The organism is Amycolatopsis sp. NPDC050768 (assembly GCF_040654155.1).
In the GTDB taxonomy this organism is placed as follows: domain Bacteria; phylum Actinomycetota; class Actinomycetes; order Mycobacteriales; family Pseudonocardiaceae; genus Amycolatopsis.
In genome coordinates this window covers 75,249-91,401 of record NZ_JBFAHL010000015.1, presented here as the reverse complement: position 1 = coordinate 91,401, position 16,153 = coordinate 75,249, and the positions used below count along the sequence as shown (strand labels likewise).

At 70.0% G+C, this 16,153-nt stretch carries 12 protein-coding genes, 1 tRNA gene and 1 pseudogene; 2 read left to right on the top strand and 12 right to left on the bottom strand.

Annotated elements, in window-relative coordinates:
- Nucleotides 1-5: 5 nt before the first annotated feature.
- The 4 genes from AB0H62_RS35760 to AB0H62_RS35745 all read right to left on the bottom strand — a co-directional run bounded on the left by AB0H62_RS35760 (nucleotide 6) and on the right by AB0H62_RS35745 (nucleotide 6,242).
- Entirely contained in the window at nucleotides 6-536 is a 531-nt protein-coding gene (locus AB0H62_RS35760; protein ID WP_220244759.1) for a hypothetical protein, read from the bottom strand.
- 152 nt (nucleotides 537-688) lie between these two features.
- A complete protein-coding gene (gene otsB / locus AB0H62_RS35755; RefSeq protein WP_220244758.1) occupies nucleotides 689-3,226 on the bottom strand; it encodes a trehalose-phosphatase in 2,538 nt (845 codons plus the stop codon).
- Nucleotides 3,227-3,261: 35 nt separating this feature from the next.
- Nucleotides 3,262-4,704 (bottom strand): trehalose-6-phosphate synthase, encoded by a 1,443-nt coding sequence (locus AB0H62_RS35750; protein ID WP_220244757.1) that lies wholly within the window; start codon nucleotides 4,702-4,704, stop codon nucleotides 3,262-3,264.
- Between the two features lie 83 nt (nucleotides 4,705-4,787).
- Complete coding sequence (locus AB0H62_RS35745) at nucleotides 4,788-6,242, bottom strand: threonine/serine exporter family protein (protein WP_255638762.1); 1,455 nt, start codon at nucleotides 6,240-6,242, stop codon at nucleotides 4,788-4,790.
- A gap of 566 nt (nucleotides 6,243-6,808) precedes the next feature.
- On the opposite strand from AB0H62_RS35745, the gene AB0H62_RS35740 reads away from it, so the two are divergent.
- A complete protein-coding gene (locus AB0H62_RS35740) occupies nucleotides 6,809-7,336 on the top strand; it encodes an NlpC/P60 family protein (protein WP_220244756.1) in 528 nt (175 codons plus the stop codon).
- A 49-nt stretch (nucleotides 7,337-7,385) separates the two neighbouring features.
- Here AB0H62_RS35740 and AB0H62_RS35735 read toward each other — a convergent pair.
- Nucleotides 7,386-7,458, bottom strand: a tRNA-Thr gene (locus AB0H62_RS35735).
- 438 nt (nucleotides 7,459-7,896) lie between these two features.
- Here AB0H62_RS35735 and AB0H62_RS35730 point away from each other — a divergent pair.
- A pseudogene (locus AB0H62_RS35730) lies at nucleotides 7,897-8,187 on the top strand (hypothetical protein); the annotation flags it as partial.
- A 134-nt stretch (nucleotides 8,188-8,321) separates the two neighbouring features.
- Here AB0H62_RS35730 and AB0H62_RS35725 read toward each other — a convergent pair.
- From AB0H62_RS35725 to AB0H62_RS35695, 7 genes are all read right to left on the bottom strand, one after another.
- Entirely contained in the window at nucleotides 8,322-9,284 is a 963-nt protein-coding gene (locus AB0H62_RS35725; RefSeq protein ID WP_220244754.1) for a cyclase family protein, read from the bottom strand.
- Complete coding sequence (locus AB0H62_RS35720) at nucleotides 9,281-10,408, bottom strand: substrate-binding domain-containing protein (RefSeq protein ID WP_220244753.1); 1,128 nt, start codon at nucleotides 10,406-10,408, stop codon at nucleotides 9,281-9,283. The genes AB0H62_RS35725 and AB0H62_RS35720 overlap by 4 nt, the downstream gene beginning before the upstream one ends.
- 28 nt (nucleotides 10,409-10,436) lie before the next feature.
- Nucleotides 10,437-11,516, bottom strand: coding sequence for an ABC transporter permease (locus tag AB0H62_RS35715; protein ID WP_220244752.1), 1,080 nt, complete (start codon nucleotides 11,514-11,516; stop codon nucleotides 10,437-10,439).
- Nucleotides 11,516-13,045, bottom strand: coding sequence for a sugar ABC transporter ATP-binding protein (locus AB0H62_RS35710; RefSeq protein WP_220244751.1), 1,530 nt, complete (start codon nucleotides 13,043-13,045; stop codon nucleotides 11,516-11,518). The genes AB0H62_RS35715 and AB0H62_RS35710 overlap by 1 nt, the downstream gene beginning before the upstream one ends.
- 11 nt (nucleotides 13,046-13,056) lie before the next feature.
- Complete coding sequence (locus AB0H62_RS35705; protein WP_220244750.1) at nucleotides 13,057-14,148, bottom strand: hypothetical protein; 1,092 nt, start codon at nucleotides 14,146-14,148, stop codon at nucleotides 13,057-13,059.
- A 117-nt stretch (nucleotides 14,149-14,265) separates the two neighbouring features.
- Nucleotides 14,266-15,228, bottom strand: a complete 963-nt coding sequence (locus tag AB0H62_RS35700) for a cyclase family protein (protein WP_220244749.1) — start codon at nucleotides 15,226-15,228, stop codon at nucleotides 14,266-14,268.
- A gap of 123 nt (nucleotides 15,229-15,351) precedes the next feature.
- A complete protein-coding gene (locus tag AB0H62_RS35695; RefSeq protein WP_220244748.1) occupies nucleotides 15,352-16,149 on the bottom strand; it encodes a DeoR/GlpR family DNA-binding transcription regulator in 798 nt (265 codons plus the stop codon).
- Nucleotides 16,150-16,153 lie beyond the last annotated feature (4 nt).

Genomic DNA, 16,153 nt, shown 5'->3' with positions numbered 1-16,153 from the left:
CGGACTCACCAGATCGGGTGGTCGCTGAACTTCTCCAGCGTCGTGACGGACGGGCGGACGTAGAACAGGCCTGCCGCGTAGCCGAGCAGGCCCAGAGCGAAGTTGGCGAAGGTGGCCAGCACGTCCGTCGCGCCGAAGCGGTCGTGGTCGCTCCACAGGTCCACGAGCGCCGACGCGGTGAGGGCGAGCAGGCAGGTGACGACCGTAGCCGTGAAGCAGGTGATCAGCGCCGTGCGCGCGGCTCGGGCGCGGGCGACCACGAGGTAGTCGCCCCGCAGGCAGCTGCGGCAGGCGAACACGACGATGGCCGTCATCACCACCGCGAGCGTCGGCAGCAGCAGTCCGATGACGCCGACAGGGGCGTCGGGGAGGCTGTGCCCGTGCAGCGGGCGGTTGACGAACGCCGTCACGCCGAACACGAACGCGGTGCCGGCCAGCAGCGCGATGCCGGTGACCACGGAGCCGGTGCGCACGCGGCGGGCGAAGAGCGGGGGCAGCGGGGCGTAGTCCGTGGCTTCGCCGTAGTACTGCTTCATCCCGTCACCTCCTGCACCGACCTGCGTCCGAGCGCCGAATGAACGTGCAAATGCTCGTGAAGGTCACCTTAAGGGACGGTAGGTCTCTCAAGGTGACCTTCACGGCACTTGTCACCGACCTGTGCTAACGCGGTTAGGCCGGTGACAGGTGTTCACAGCTTCTCGGCGAGCAGGTTCGCGCACCGGATGAGGCCGATGTGCGAGTACGCCTGCGGGTGGTTGCCCAGCGAACGCTCGGCGATCGGGTCGTACTGCTCCGGCAGCAGGCCCGTGGGGCCTGCCGAGGCGACGATCTGCGTGAACAGCTCCTCGGCCTCGTTGCGGCGGCCGGTGATGAGGTACGCCTCGATCAGCCACGCGGCGCAGATGTGGAACCCGCCTTCGCCGCCGGGCAGGCCGTCGTCGCGGCGGTAGCGGTACACCGTGGAACCGCTGCGCAGCTCGGCCTCGATCGCGGTCACCGTGCGCTGGAAGCGCTCGTCGGCCGGGTCGATCAGGCCGGTGAGGCCCACGAACAGCGACGCGGCATCGAGGTCGGTGCCGTCGTACGCCGTGGTGAACGCCTGGACCTCGTCGTTCCAGCCGTGTGCCAGCACGTCGGCCTTGATCTGCTCACGCAGCTCCGGCCACGCGGCCGGCACGTCGCGGCCGTACTCGTGGCCGAGCTTCACCGCGCGGTCGATCGTGACCCAGCACATCACCCGCGAGTACACCCGGTGGCGCGGCACGTGCCGCTCTTCCCAGATGCCGTGGTCCGGCTCGTTCCAGCGCCGCGTGACGGCCTCGGCCATCGCGCGCACCATCTGCCAGTCCTCGTCGCGCAGCTCGCCGCGCGCGTCGGCCAGGGTGACCACGAGCTCCACGACCGGGCCGAACACGTCGAGCTGCACCTGGTGGTTGGCCAGGTTGCCGACGCGCACAGGGCGCGAACCGGCGTACCCGGGCAGCGACTCGATCACGGCCTCAGCGCCGATCACGCTGCCGGCCAGCGTGTACAGCGGGTGCAGGCGCTCCGGACCGGCCAAAGTGGACAGCACGCCGTGGAGCCACTGCAGGTAGCCCTCGGCCTCCTCGTTGGACCCGAGGTGCACCAGCTCGCGCACGGTCATGGACGCGTCGCGGATCCAGCAGTAGCGGTAGTCCCAGTTGCGGACGCCGCCGATCTCCTCGGGCAGCGAAGACGTCGCCGCCGCCAGGACACCACCGGTGTCGGTGTTGACCAGACCGCGCAGTGTGAGCGCAGAGCGGCGCACCAGCTCGGCCTGCACCGTCGGCAGCTTGAGCTTCGCCGCCCAGTCGCTCCAGTAGCGGCCCGCGCGGTCGCGACGGTCTATTTCGGACAGTTCGTGGGCGCCGAGATCCGTGGTGCCGCAACGGAGTTCGAGCACCACAGGGTTGTCCGGTGTCGGCTGCACGAGCGCCGTGGCGGTGTCGTGCAGGCCGTCGGACGTGATGGTCCACGCCACGCCCGGCGAGCGGAGCACGAACGGCTCCGACGTGCCCAGCACCCGCAGCCCGTCGCCCTCGGCGACCAGCTTCACGGGCACACCGCCGAACTCCGGCCGCGGCGCGAACAGCACGTCCGCCGCCGTCTCGCCCGAGATCACGCGCACGATGTCCGTGCGGTGCGAAGGGCTTTCCGGCTCGAGGTAGTCGGTCACGAGCAGGCGCGACCAGCGCGTCTCGACCGTCATCGTGTTCGGCAGGTAGCGCTGGCCCAGCGGCAGGCCGTTGCGGTGCGGCTTGATCGAGAAGGCTCCCGCACCGGGGCCGCCGAGCAGGTCGGCGAACACGGCAGGCGCGTCGGGGCCGGGGTGGCACAGCCACGTGAGCTTCGCGTCCGGCGTCACGAGCGCGACGGAGCGCTCGTTGGCCAGCATCGACAGCCGCTCGATGGGCGGAGCCGACTCGCCGTAGAGCCAGTTCCGCCGTTCCTCCAGGAGGAACCCGAGAACCAGCGCGACGTCGACGGTGTCGGGCACGCGGTAGGTCGCGAGCGTCTCGCCCTCGCCCACCTTGATGCCCAGGTCGGGGCCCGACAGGCGCGCGAACGCCTTCTCGTCGGTCACGTCGTCGCCAAGGAAGATGGCGGCGGTGGCGCCCACCTGGTGGCGCAGGGTGTCGAGCGCGCGGCCCTTGTCCGTCTGGACGACCGCGAGCTCCACCACCTCCTTGCCGTCGGTGGTCGACACGCCTTCCCAGGTCGACGGGCCTTCGTGCACGTCGGCGAGCACACGGCGACCGGCCTCGTGCTCGGCTCGGCGCACGTGCACCGCGATGCTCGCGGGCTTGACCTCGAGCGACACGCCCGGCACGTCGAGCACCAGGTTCTCCAGCTCCGCCTCGAGCCGGCGGTGCAGCGCACGCGCCTTCTCGTCGAGGGCGTGGATGAACCCGATGTCGAACTCGGAGCCGTGGCTGCCCACGAGGTTCACTTCGGCGGGCAGGCGCGACAGCGTCGCCAGGTCACGCAGCGCGCGACCCGAGATGACGGCTGTGGTGGTCTCGTGCAGGCCGGCGAGAGATCTGAGTGCACCGACGGACTCCGGCAGCGGCCGGGCCTCGTCGGGGTTGGCGGTGATGGGGGCCAACGTGCCGTCGTAGTCGCAGGCGACCAGCAGGCGCGGGGTACGGGCGATCTGCACGATCGCGCGCCGTAGCTCCGCAGGCAACGCCTCGGCGGTCAACACTCCTCCTCAGGAGGTCCAGCGCGGTACGGGGGAGGTCAGTCGACCGGCTCCGCACCCAGCGCCTGCAGGAACGAGCGCGCCCACCGGTCGACGTCGTGGGTGAGGACCTGTCGACGCATGGCGCGCATCCTGCGTCGGCCCTCGGCGGGGTCGAGCGTAATAGCAGCCACCAACGCGTTCTTCACCCCGTCCAGATCATGGGGGTTGACCAGGAACGCGCTGGTCAGTTCGGCGGCCGCGCCGGCGAACTCGCTGAGCACGAGCGCGCCCCCGAGATCGTGGCGGCAGGCGACGTATTCCTTGCAGACGAGATTCATCCCGTCGCGCAGCGGCGTTACCACCATCACGTCGGCGGCGGAGAAGAAGGCGGCCAGCTCGGTGCGGTTCACGGACTGGTGCAGGTAGTGCACGACCGGGTGACCGACACGCGCGAACTCGCCGTTGATGCGGCCGACCATCTGCTCGATCTCGCCGCGCATGCGCTGGTAGTGCTCCACGCGTTCGCGGCTCGGTGTGGCCAGCTGCACGAAGGCGACGTCCTCGGGCAGCATGCGCTCCTCGTGCAGCAGCTCGTGCAGCGCCTGTAGCCGCAGGTCGATGCCCTTGGTGTAGTCGAGGCGGTCGACGCCGAGCATCACCGCCTTCGGGTTGCCGAGGTCGCGGCGGATCTGCTTGGCGCGCTCGACCACGCCCTTGCTGCGCGCGAGGGTGTCGAGGCCGGCGGCGTCGATCGAGATCGGGAACGCGCCGACGCGCACGGTGCGGTCGCCGACCTGCACCATGCCGGGCCGTGACCGCACGCCGACGGCGCCGCGCGTCGGCTCGAGGCCGACGAGCTGGCGGGCCAGCCACAGGAAGTTCTGCGCGCCGCCGGGGCGGTGGAAGCCGATGAGGTCGGCGCCGATGAGCCCGCGCACGATCTCGGCGCGCCACGGCAGCTGCATGAACAGCTCGACGGGCGGGAACGGGATGTGCAGGAAGAAGCCGATGCGCAGGTCGGGGCGCAGCTCGCGCAGCATCGTGGGCACGAGCTGCAGCTGGTAGTCCTGGATCCACACCGTCGCGCCCTGGGCCGCGACCTGGGCGCTGGCCTCGGCGAAGCGGCGGTTGACCTTCACGTAGCTGTCCCACCACGTGCGGTCGAACACCGGCGGCGCGACGACGTCGTGGTAGAGCGGCCAGAGCGTGGCGTTGGAGAAGCCTTCGTAGTAGTCACGGACCTCGGCGGAGGTGAGGGTGACGGGGTGCAGGACCAGGCCGTCGTCGTCGAACTCCTCGACGTCGACGTCGGGGACGCCGGGCCAGCCGACCCATGCGCCTTTGCGCGAGCGCAGGAACGGTTCGAGCGCCGAGACGAGCCCGCCGGGGCTCGCCGTCCAGCGCTGGCCGCCGTCCGAAGCGCGCTCCAGGTCGACGGGCAGCCGGTTGGCCACCACGACGAAATCGGCGGACGGTGCGGTCTTCTGCTCGACAGTCACTACAGCTGCTCCCTCGTCATCCGCGGGTCGCGGCCCCAGTGAAACCCTAGCGCGCGCCAGGCGACCGGCCGGTGATCAACCGCTTACTCCAGACGCCGCTCCGGCGGCTCCAGCGGTCCCGCCATCCGCGGTCCGGCGAGCTTGCGTTCGAGCCGCCCGAGCCGCATCCGGACGGGTTGCGCGAGGTATTCACCCAGGACAACGCCCGCTGCCAGCGCGAGCCCGATGGCGACGGCGGTCATCAGCGACGAGATGTTGCCGCCGGGCTCGACCCCCAATTGGTATAGACCACGATAGGTGGACAGGCCGGGCAGCAGGGGAGTGATACCGGACACGGCCACGACGAGAGGGGTGACCTGCAGCCGACGGGCGAGCAGGCCGCCGCAGAAGCCGACGAGCGTGGCCGCGATGGCCGACGAGCTCACCGCGTCGAACTGCGTCAGCATCAGCGAGCCGTAAACGAGTGCGCCGATGGCACCCGCCGCCGCGGCGACGAGCAGCGCGCGCAGCGTCGAGTAGGAGGCCAGCGCGAAGCAAGCGGCCGCGCCGGCGCCGGTGACGACCACGATAGGCAGCTGCTGAGGGGTCGAGTTGATGACCTCCGGCAGCGGCGTGCTCGGCAGGCCGAGCATCACGGCGATCTTCAGCGCCAGCACCACGCCGGTGATCAGGCCCGCGGACATCAGCGCGGTCTCCATCGTGCGGCCGGCGGCCGTGACGTTGTAGCCGGTGATCGCGTCCTGCACCGCCGAGACGGTGGACAGCCCGGACAGCAGCACCGTGACGGCCGCGGCGACCACGAGCGTCGGGCGGTCGGTGGTGAGGACGTTGCTGCTCACGATCGCCATCGCGGACAGCGTCGCGACGAGCCCGCCGACGACCTGCTGGAAGAAGAACGGCAGGTGGTAGCGGTTGAGCAGCCGGCCGAGCCGGTCGACCACCGAGGAGATCACGAACGCCACCACGGCCACGTCGGGGCCGCCGCCGAGCAGCAGCGTGATGAACGCGGCCAGCCCGCCCCACGCGATCGTGGCGACCCAGCGCGGGTACGGGTGCGGCGCGGCCGTGATGCGCTCCAGTTCCGTGTGCGCTTCCTCGGCGCCCATGTTGCCGCGGACGATCTTGCGCACGAGGATCTCGGCCTGCGTAAGCCGTGTGTAGTCGAGGCTGCGCGAACGGACCACTCGCAACGCGGTGACGGGCGCCAGGTCCGTGCCGCGGTGGCACGTGACGGTGATCGACGTGAAGATCACGTCGACCTCGCAGTGGGGCAGCCCGAGCGCGGCGGTGAGCGCGAGGATCGTGGCGGTGACGTCGGACGCACCGGCGCCGCTGGCCATCTGCACCTCGCCGATGCGCAGCGTCAGGTCGAGGACGAAGTTGACCGTCGCGTCGTCGGGCGGCTGCGGGCCCAGCGTCTCTCCGCTTTCGACGGCCGGCTGTTCCGCCGTCGGCGCCTCGAGGATGTGCCACGCGCGCCGCCGCAGGAGATTCGGCCGGTGCCGCTGGTTCGAGCTCGGCCGGGGAGGCTCCAGGATCGGCCATCGTCTGCGGTGAATCCCCTGGTCGGCGCGTTCGTTGATCTTAATGATCGATCCCACCTCCTCGTCCGTCTGGCGTCGTTCTCCTCGACGTTCCCGGGGACCATCGGCCGACGCGTCCCGACCGTTGCACTGATCCGGAAGTGGTGTGCACCACGTCTGCCCTCGATCGTCTCGCAGGGTCGTCCGGGGCGCTCGTTTTCGGCGGTTGAGCTGGGGGTTCGGGGTGGTCTGGAGCGGGTTTGCGCCGGGTGTGCCGGCCGGCGCGGGCCGTGAGCGCGGAATTCCTGGTGAAACCGGTTCCAAAATGTGCTTCACGGAATTCCGCTGACTGAATTTCGCGAGCGGCTTTTTGGGTGCATCCGCGCTGGTGGAGCGGGTTTTGACTGCCGGTAAATTGCGACTGATACCACTCGGTATTTGCACTGACCGGCAGGCAAGAATTGTTGATCTGTGCCACTGATCACTCTTTGGTGCATTCTCGTATTTCGTTTCGTAATGTGCCCGTGTTCTCACGGTTACCTGTGATTCGCTCTCCTCCCCCGAAGGAGCTCTACCCCGAAATGGCACTACACCGATTCGAAGTTCGATCCGATGCCGCGCCGTCACGCAAACGGCGCTTCGTCCGCGCCGCCCTGACGGCGACCGCACTTGCCGCCGCGATGTCGGCCACCGCCGGCCCGGTCCTCGCGAGCACCGCGTCCGCCGCGACCGCCGCCCCGGCCGCCTCCGCGTCGGCCAGCGCTCGGGTTGGCGCCTCTGCGCTCGGCCGCGCGCTGACCCAGCAGGGCAAGCCCTACGTCTGGGGCGCGGCCGGTCCGAACGCCTACGACTGCTCCGGCCTCGTCGTGTGGGCGTTCAAGCAGGTCGGCGTCGCGTTGCCGCACAGCTCGCGGCTGCAGTCCACGGCGGGCGTCGCCGTCTCCAAGGCCGCACTGCAGCCCGGTGACCTGGTGTTCTTCTACACGCCCGTGAGCCACGTCGGCATCTACGCCGGCGGCGGCATGGTCCTGCACGCCAGCCGGCCCGGAGTTCCGGTGAAGCTGTCGCCGCTGGCCTCGATGCCGTTCCACAACGCCCGCCGCGTCTGACGGGTCTCGAACTGCCCCGAGACAGATCAGCGACCTGTGGGGCGGAAGGAGCCGGCAAGGGGACTTGAACCCCTGACCTACCGCTTACAAGGCGGTTGCTCTACCAACTGAGCTATGCCGGCAGCGCCTGAACCAGGCCGCGAAAGTATATCGGTGTGGTGCCCGGCCTCCGGCCGCGGGAGCGAGCTTCCCGGGCCGGTCACCACGCGCCGCGGCGCTCGCAGGTCCACGTCCCCCGGGCCTCGAGCACGCGGGTCAGTTGTTCACGTCGGCCTCGGCCGGGTTCGAAAACTTGGCCGAGGCCGACGTGATTCTGGGTCCTCGCAGTTGTCGAAAGCGGGGGTTCCCGTTTTCCCGCGAGCCCGAGAAGTGAGCCGGGCCACACCGCAATGGTGAGAGCCGGCTGTTGCTTGACCGCGTCCGGGATATTCCCCGCGGCGCGGTGAACCGGTAGAAAACGATGCCCGTCAGCCATGTTCACGTGTACGAACGTGTCTAGCACCGTTGCCGGAACCGGTTTGCCGTCATCCCCTCGTTTCGGGGGAAAAGGTGGCCTCACGGTGAGCAACCCACTCGTCGTACCGACGCAAAATTCGACGAAGGCCTATTCGGGCATCTCGCGGCTGGAGTCGGCGAATGGTCTGTCCTCGGCGATCGAGTCGGGTGACTGGGCGTCGGTCGCGATGGGGGCGGTGGCGACCGCGCTCGACGCGTTGTCAGTGGCGATGGACCCGTTCGGCGCGGCTCTGGCGGCCGGTGTCGGGTGGTTGCTGGAGCACGTGGGCCCGCTCAAGGAGGCGCTCAACGGGCTGACCGGCAACCCGGACCAGATCAAAGCGCAGTCGGAGACCCTGGGGAACGGCTTGAACTGGCAGCCGATGCCCCTGCGCGGCAGCGCGAACGCGGAAGCCGGCCCGAGTTCCGCCGGAGCCGCCGGGGCCGGCTGAGCCGGTCTTGGGCAGCGGGCGGCACCCGCCCGCTGCCCCTACTTGACCACGATCGGGTTCACCGGAGAACCCGTCCCGCCCACCACCTTCAGCGGTGCCGCCGCGTAGAGGAAGTCCCACTGGCCGTCGGCGCGGCAGTCGGCGACCAGTGCGCGCAGGTCGCAGATCTCGGTGAACACCAGGCCGAGGTTGCGCATCAGTGCACAGTGGACGAGCAACGTGGTGCCGTTGCGCGGGTCGATGAGCACCTCGTTGCCGATCGTGTCGGTGGCGAGGTTGGCGATCTCCATGGTCTGGAACCACTCGGCCAGCTCAGGGGTGTAGACCAATCCCGGTTCCTGATAGGACTCGCCGAAGAACTCCTCCCGTGGCACGGAGTAGAAGAACTCCAGCCAGCCCGTGTTGATCAGCAGCACGTCGTGCGGCCGGATCTCCACGCCCTGCGCGGCGGCCGCGGCGGCGAGGTCCTCGTGGGTGAAGGTCTCGTCGCGGTCCAGGTGGCGTTTGCCGCGGAACCCGGCCATGTCCACGAGCACCCCGCGGCCGACGACGCCGCGTTCGGCGATCGGCAGCACGCTCGCCTTGCGCAGGCCGCCGATCGTGGTCGCGGCGTCGTAGCCGTTGTAAAGCGTGTCGTCGTACCAGACGTGGCCGAGCGCGTCGTACTGCGTCGAGCCCTGCAGGTGGCTCACGACGACGTCGTCCGCGTACCGCGCGCCGCCGGGCAGGTCCGGTGGTTCGGGGGCGTACCAGGAACCCTGGTCCTGCACCATGTACCGCCGCGGCGCCGCCCGCGCGGGCGAGGACGGGTCGCCGTGCTCGTGGAACATCGGCGTCTGCAACGTGAACACCCGGCCCTGGCGGACCGTCCCGAGCCCGGCGAGCACCTCCGCCGGGCCGAGGTGGTTGAGGGTGCCCACCTCGTCGTCCTCGCCCCAGCGGCCCCAGTTCCGTGGCGCACCCGCGAGCAGGTGCGCCACGGCCGGGACCTCGTCCGTCACGCCTTGCCCCACAGCGCGGCGTACTGCTTGTCGTAGTCGGCGACGATCGGGAACAGCTCGCTGCCGGCCTCGGTGGGGTAGTTGTCCTTGGTGACGACCCACATCGGTGGGTGGATGGTCGGCACCGCGACGCCGGCGAACTTGCGGGCCATGCTGTCGACGATCGCCCACATGTCGCCGTAGAGGTCGTACGGGATCGCGCCGGCCTCGGTGCCGTTCTTCAGGTAGCCCAGCGAAGCGCCGTACGGGGCCTGGCCGAAGACCTTGACGTCGTCGAGGCCCGCGGCCTTCAGCGCCGCGGGCAGACCGACGCCTGCCGCGTCGTCGGCGAGGACCACGAACTTGGTCTTCGGGTGGCTGCGCAGGTAGGACACCATGCGGTTGGGCGCGTCCTTGCCCAGCGACGTCAGCGGCAGGTCGATCGAGTCGAACGTGCAGCCGGGGCACAGGGTCTTGAGGTTGGTCTGCAGGCCGGACTTGATCGAGCTGAGGATCTTGAAGTCGGGGATGTTCGCGTACAGCACCGAAGCGCTGTCGCCGCCGTTGACCACGGCCCACGCGGCGTCGATCTTGCCCTTGGGCGAGTTGTCGTCCGGGGTGTCGATCACGTAGGTGATGCCGTCGCCCACCGGGTCGAGCTGGCAGCACGCGCCGGTGATCGCACCCTGCGACTGCAGCTGCCCGAGCTGCGAGCGGATCACGGACTTGTCGATCGCGTTGTAGATGACCCCGTCGACCTTCTGGCGCAGGATCGTGTCGAACGCGTTCTGGAAGCCCTGCGGGGTGCCGTTGGTGTTGATCGTGGTGAGCGACCAGCCCAGCAGGTCCGTCGCCTTCTTGATCACCTCGCCCTGCAGCACGCACTCGGGCAGCCCGCAGCTGACGAACGCGATCTTCTTGCCCGCGGGTACGGGTTTGCCGATCGGGTCGGTGACCTGGATCTTGGTCGGCCGCTGCGACGCGGCGGCGAGGATCTGCTTGGCCTGCGTGAGATCGGCCTTCGCACCGCTGGTGCCGGCCGACGCGCCGGCGCCGCCCGAACCGCAGGCCGAGACCAGTCCGGCGACGGCGAGCGCCGCGGCCATGAGCGCGAACATCTTGCCGCGCAAGGGTTTTCCGAGCATGAACGACTCCTTTGTCGACGGGGAAAGCTCAGGAAACGGGCTCGGTGGTACGGCGTAGGCGGCGTTTGATGCCGCGCAGCGTGCCGCGCTGCTTGCCGGTGACCGCGAGCGCGGCGATCAGCACGATGCCGGTGAAGGTGTTGGACGCCCAGGTGGCGGCGCCGGCCAGCGCCAGTCCGGTGTCGCCGGTGCCCAGCAGCACCACGGCGAGCACCGTGCCGCCCGCGTTGAAGCGGCCCTCCTTGAACTGCGTCGCGCCGAGGAACACCGCGGCGAACGCCGGCAGCAGGTACGGCGTGCCGGACGCGGGGTCGCCCGAACCGACCGACGAGCCCAGCACGATCCCGGTGAACCCGGCGATCAGCGCTCCCGCGACGAGCGAAAGGAACCGCAGCCGGAAGGTCGGCACGCCGGCGAGCCGCGCGGCGCGCTCGTTGAAGCCGGTCGCGTACAACCGGCGGCCGGTCACGGTGTGCTCCTGGACGTGCCAGATCACGGCCGCGAGCACGATCGCGTAGACCACGGGGATCGTGATCCCGGCCCAGCTCGCCTGCGCGATGTGCGCGTAGCCCGGTGCGGTGAGTTTGTCGTCGTTGATCGGCGAATCACCGGTGATGAACGTGTTGGCCGCCTGGATCAGCGAGCCGGTGCCGAGCGTGCCGATCAGCGAGTCGATCTTGAGCACCACCACCACGAACGCGTTGACCAGGCCCACCACGAGCGCCACGAGCATCGCGACGACGATCGCGCCGCCGAGCCCCATGCCCGCGTGCACCACCAGGTACGCGGTGGTCACGCCGGTCAGCGACATCGTGTACGCGAACGAAAGGTCGAACACCCCCGCCGAAAGCGGCACCACGAGCGCGAGCGCGGCCATGGCGGTGATCGAGTAGTTGTCCACGACCTGTTTCACGGTCGCCCCGGCGAAGAACACCCCGCCGAGCTTCACGGTGAACAGCACGATCGCGAGGACCAGCAGGTACACCGCGCCGATCCGCTTGAAGCTCAGGTAGTGGGCCACGTTGCGGCCGTGGTGCGGCGCGGCCGGGAGCGCGCCGTCCGCGGTGCTCGGCGGCGCGTCCGGTTCGGTGGTCGGCAGTCTGCTCATCACGGGGCGGCGATTCCTTCCATTGCGAGGACGAGGGCCTTCTCGGTGATCGCCGTCCCGGCGAGCTCACCCACCACGGCGCCCCGGTCGAAGACCAGCACGCGGCTGCACAGGCCGAGCAGGTCGCCGACGTCGGTCGACGACACGATCACGCTGAGCCCTTGCGCGACGCGTTCATTGATCAGCGCGTACAGCGCGCGCCGGGTGCCGATGTCGACGCCGGCGGTCGGTTCGCACAGCAGCAGGATCGCCGGTTCCTGCGCGAGACAGCGCCCCACGAGCACCTTCTGCTGGTTGCCGCCCGAGAGCGTGGTGATGGCGGAGTCCCGGCTTTCCGACTTCACCCGCAGCCGCCCGATCCAGTCGTCGGTCACGCGGGATTCGCGTCGGCGTCCGAGGACGCCCGCGGAGGCGATGCGCGGCACGATCGACAGCGTCAGGTTCTCCCGCACGGAAAACTCGCCGATGATCCCCTCGGCCCCGCGGTCGGCCGGGACCAGCGAGCAGCTCGGCACACCACCGCGGCCGAGCCGGTTCCACCCGCTCTCGTCCGACGTCCGGTATTCGCCGGCGACGGGGTACTGCAGGGCCCCGGCGAGCGCGTAGGGCAGCTCGTCGCGACCGGACCCGGGCAGCCCCGCGAGGCCGAGCACCTCGCCGGCCCGCAGCCGCAGCGCGGCCCCGGTGAGGTATCGGCCGGACAGCCCGCGCACTTCGAGCACATCCGGCACCTCGGGCGCCGGTGCGGCGGCGGGTGTGACGTTGTGGGAGACCTCGTCGCCGAGCATCAGCTCCACCAGACCCGGCCGGTCGAGCCCCGCGACGTCGCGGGTGGCGACGCGCCGGCCGCCGCGGAACACGGTGACCCGGTCGCAGATCTCGAACATCTCGTCCAGCCGGTGGGTCACGTAGAGCACGCTCGCGCCTTGGCGGCGGACCTCCTCGACGATCTCGAAGAGCCGGTGCGCCTCGTTCGGCGGCAGCACCGCCGTCGGCTCGTCGAGCACCAGCAGGGCCGGGCCGGTCTCCCAGCCCTGCAACGCGGCCGCGATCGCGACCCCGGTCCGCTCGATCGGGGTCGTCTCGGACAACGGGGCCCGCACGTCGAGCTCGATCCCGAGGCGCGCGATCAGCTCGCGCGCCTCGGCCTCCTGCCGGTCCCACCGGATCGTCCGCAGCCGCGTGCGGGCGAAGCCGGACCGCAGTGCGAGGTTCTCCACGGCGTTGAGCTGCAGAACCAGGCCGAGATCCTGGTGCACGAACCGCATCCGCGGGTGCCGCGCGCCGCCGGCCGACGCCGTGAGGTCGAGCTCGTCGCCGTCGAGCCACGCACGGGCGCCGCAGCCGGGATCGGCGTCCTGGAACCCGGCGAGGGTCTTGATCAGCGTCGACTTGCCCGATCCGTTGTGCCCGGCGAGACCGTGGATCTCGCCGCGGCCCACGTCGAGGTCGACCTCGCGAAGCGCCCTGGTGCCGCCGAAGGTCTTCGACAGGTCGCGCACGGCGAGCAGAGTGTCCGATGTGGTCATGACGCGTCCGGTCAGCGGCCGGCGGCCACGGGGCCCCGCGTGGCGGCGCCGGCGAGGGTCGCCAGCATCATGCTCACCCACAGCGTGTGCTCGGTGGTCTTCTCGATGGCGTGGCTGTCGTTGGGCTCGGGCACGAGGAATCCGCTCGGTACCCAGCTGCCGTCCTCGCCCTGCGACTCGACGTACCAGCGAGCCATGCGCACCACGTGCTTGAGGTGGTCGCCGGTGGGGTCGATCTCGGCCGCCATCGCCGAGCCCCAGCCGAACTTGCAGATCTGCATGGATTCCCACCAGTTGTACTGGTCCTGGGTCCCATTGGCCGACAGCTTCAAGATGCCGGTGGCGATCTCCTTCGCCCGCTCGTTGCGGGTGACCATGTAGTAGCGCGTGAGGAACGCCGCGCTGATGCCCGGGGCGTAAAAAGCCTGGCGCGGCTTGCGGAAGTCGATCTTGCTGATGAACTCGTCGTCGTGGTCGGCCACGGTGCGCAGGCCCTGCGGGCCCCACGAGGCGTAGAGCACGTCCGGCAGCTCCGGCTGCGCGGCCCACAGCCGGTCGAACCAGCCGAACGCGCCGTCGGCCACATCGGACTGTCCACTCGCGAGCGCGGCCAAGCCCATCTGGGCGGTGGGGAAGATGAACTGCCGGCCCGTGCGGGCTTCCGGACGCTCCATGTAGGACCCGCCGGTCTCGGGGTCCTGGAAGGTGGTGCGCATCGTGTCCACGAGCGCGAGCGCGGTGTCGTAGCGCTCCAGCGCCCACGCGCCGTGGGCCAGCAGCGAGTGCGGGTAGGTCGCCCACCGGTGCACGAACGCCTCGCGCGGCACGCCCTCGCGCAGATCTCCCTGCGCGGTCAGGGTGTTGCGTTCGATCCACGACAGCACGCGGGCCGCTACCTCGCGCTCGCCGACGACCGCGAAGACCCACGGCATCCGGTAGTAGCCGTTGCGGATGTCGGCCGCGGCGGGCTTGCCGTCGTCGGCGACGTGGTCGAGCAGCCACCGCACCCCGCGGGCGCGGACCTTGCGCAGGCTTTCCTGCGCCGCCCTGATCTCCTGCTCCGACACGGCGTTCTGGTCACGGGTTTCCTGGGCAACGCTCATCACGAGCCGTCCTCTCCGTTTCCTGGTCTTCCGGTGTGCGTGTTCCGGTGTGCGCGCGGGGCGGATCGCCGGTTCCCGGACGGGGAACCGTTCCTGCGCGAAGGTTTTCGGTGGGTCTTACTTGATGGCGACGGGGTTCACCGGGCCACCGGTGGCGTGCACGATCTTGAGCGGCGCGGCGACGTAGAAGAAGTCCCACTGGCCGTCGGCCGCGCAATCTTCGGCGAGGTCTTCGAGGTCGCAGATCTCGAGGAACAGCACACCGAGGTTGCGCATGAGCGCGCTGTGCACCAGCAGTTTCGCCCCGGTTTCGGGGTCGAGGGAGGTCTCGACGCCGATGGTGTCGGAGCCGATATTCGGAATCTCCTGCTCGTGGAACCACTCGGCGAGCCCGGGTGAGTAGACGAGTCCCGGTTCTGGCCAGCTCTTGTGGAACTCGGCGGTGGGCGTCTCGCGGAAGAAGACCGTGCGGCCGGTCCGGACCAGCAGGATGTCGCGCTTGCGCAGCTCGACGCCCTGCCGTTCGGCCGCGGCCTCGAGGTCGTGGTGGGTGTAGGTTTCGCCGCTGTCGAGATAGCGCTTACCGCGATGACGGGCGAGGTCGATGAGCACTCCGCGGCCGACGACGCCGTGCTCGGCGATCGGCAGGATGCTGTCGCGGACGAGGCCGCCGATGGTCGAGTCGGCGTCGTAGCCGTTGAAGAGCCGGTCGTCGTACCAGACGTGGCCGAGCGCGTCGTAGTTGGTGGAGCCCTGCACGTGGGTGGTGAGGTAGTCGTCGGCGAACCGGCCGCCGCCGGGGATGTCCGGCGCCAGGCCACCGCGCCAGGTGCCTTGATCTTGGACGTTGACCCGCACCGGCCGCTGCCGGTGCGGTGCGAACGGGTCGCCCGCCGGGTCGCACATGCGGGTCTGGAGGGTGAACACCCGGCCCTGCCGCAGACAGGCCGCGGCCGCGAGAACTTCCTTGGGGCCCAACAGGTTCAAGGCCCCGATCTCGTCGTCCGCGCCCCAGCGGCCCCAGTTCGTCGGGGCCCCGGACAGGATCTCGGAAAGCTGTTTCACCGGCTGATCGCTCACGACGGACCACGCTCCTTGACGTCACTGTCGGGCTCGCGCTGGTGCTGTGCAGCGAACATAAGTGGCCGGGGCAGTGATGTCAATAAACTAACATCGGCGTGACAGGAAAGTACCAACCCGAGGTCAGGTGAAGGCGTGGTCCTCGTCGACGGGCACCGTGATGACCTGCACGTGGTGCTCCGCTAACACCTTTTGGTGCATTTCGGACAGACCGTCGTCGGTCACGAGCACGTCGACGTCGTCGAGGGAACAGGCCCGCACCATCGCCGAGAGGGCGAACTTGCTCGAGTCGGCCACCAGGATCACTTCGTCGGCGGCGTCGACGAGTGCGCGCTTCGACACCGCGTCGAAGTGGTTGCCGCAGTACACGCCCTCGGCGGTGAGGCCCGACGCGGCGAGCAGCAGGGTGCGCACCCGCAGCTCCCCGATGGCGGCGATCGTCATGGGTCCGGCGAACGACTGCGAGCTCGGGTGCAGGGTGCCCCCGAGGCTGATCACGTCGAGGTTCTCCTTGCCCGGCAAGGTGTTGATGATCGGCAGCGACGCCGTGACGACCTGCAGCCGCAGCGTCGGCGGGAGCAGGTTCGCGACCTCGTTGGTGGTGGTGCCGGCGTCGAAGGCGACCGCGCCACCGTGGGGCAGCAGCTCGATCGCCCGGCGCGCGATCGCTCTTTTCGCCGCTCGGTGGCGCCCGGATCGGGCTTGGAAGTCGGTGCCGCCGATCGCGCTCGCGGGCAGCGTGGTGACACCGCCGTGCACGCTGCGCATGCGGCCCTCGCGGACGAGCAGGCGGACGTCGCGCCGGACGGTCATCTCCGAGACGCCGAGTGCCTCCGAAAGCTCGGCGATCGTGCAGAAACCCTGCTCCTCCATGCGTTCGACGAGGCGGCTGCGCCTCTCCTGGGCGGGCTCAGGGGGCATGGCG

What these genes read in the sequence shown, in the direction of transcription:
- AB0H62_RS35695 (WP_220244748.1), bottom strand. Translation starts at nt 16,149, where the DNA reads ATGCCCCCTGAGCCCGCCCAGGAGAGGCGCAGCCGCCTCGTCGAACGC.
- AB0H62_RS35760 (WP_220244759.1), bottom strand. Translation starts at nt 536, where the DNA reads ATGAAGCAGTACTACGGCGAAGCCACGGACTACGCCCCGCTGCCCCCG.
- AB0H62_RS35740 (WP_220244756.1), top strand. Translation starts at nt 6,809, where the DNA reads ATGGCACTACACCGATTCGAAGTTCGATCCGATGCCGCGCCGTCACGC.
- AB0H62_RS35710 (WP_220244751.1), bottom strand. Translation starts at nt 13,045, where the DNA reads ATGACCACATCGGACACTCTGCTCGCCGTGCGCGACCTGTCGAAGACC.
- AB0H62_RS35715 (WP_220244752.1), bottom strand. Translation starts at nt 11,516, where the DNA reads ATGAGCAGACTGCCGACCACCGAACCGGACGCGCCGCCGAGCACCGCG.
- AB0H62_RS35720 (WP_220244753.1), bottom strand. Translation starts at nt 10,408, where the DNA reads ATGCTCGGAAAACCCTTGCGCGGCAAGATGTTCGCGCTCATGGCCGCG.
- AB0H62_RS35705 (WP_220244750.1), bottom strand. Translation starts at nt 14,148, where the DNA reads ATGAGCGTTGCCCAGGAAACCCGTGACCAGAACGCCGTGTCGGAGCAG.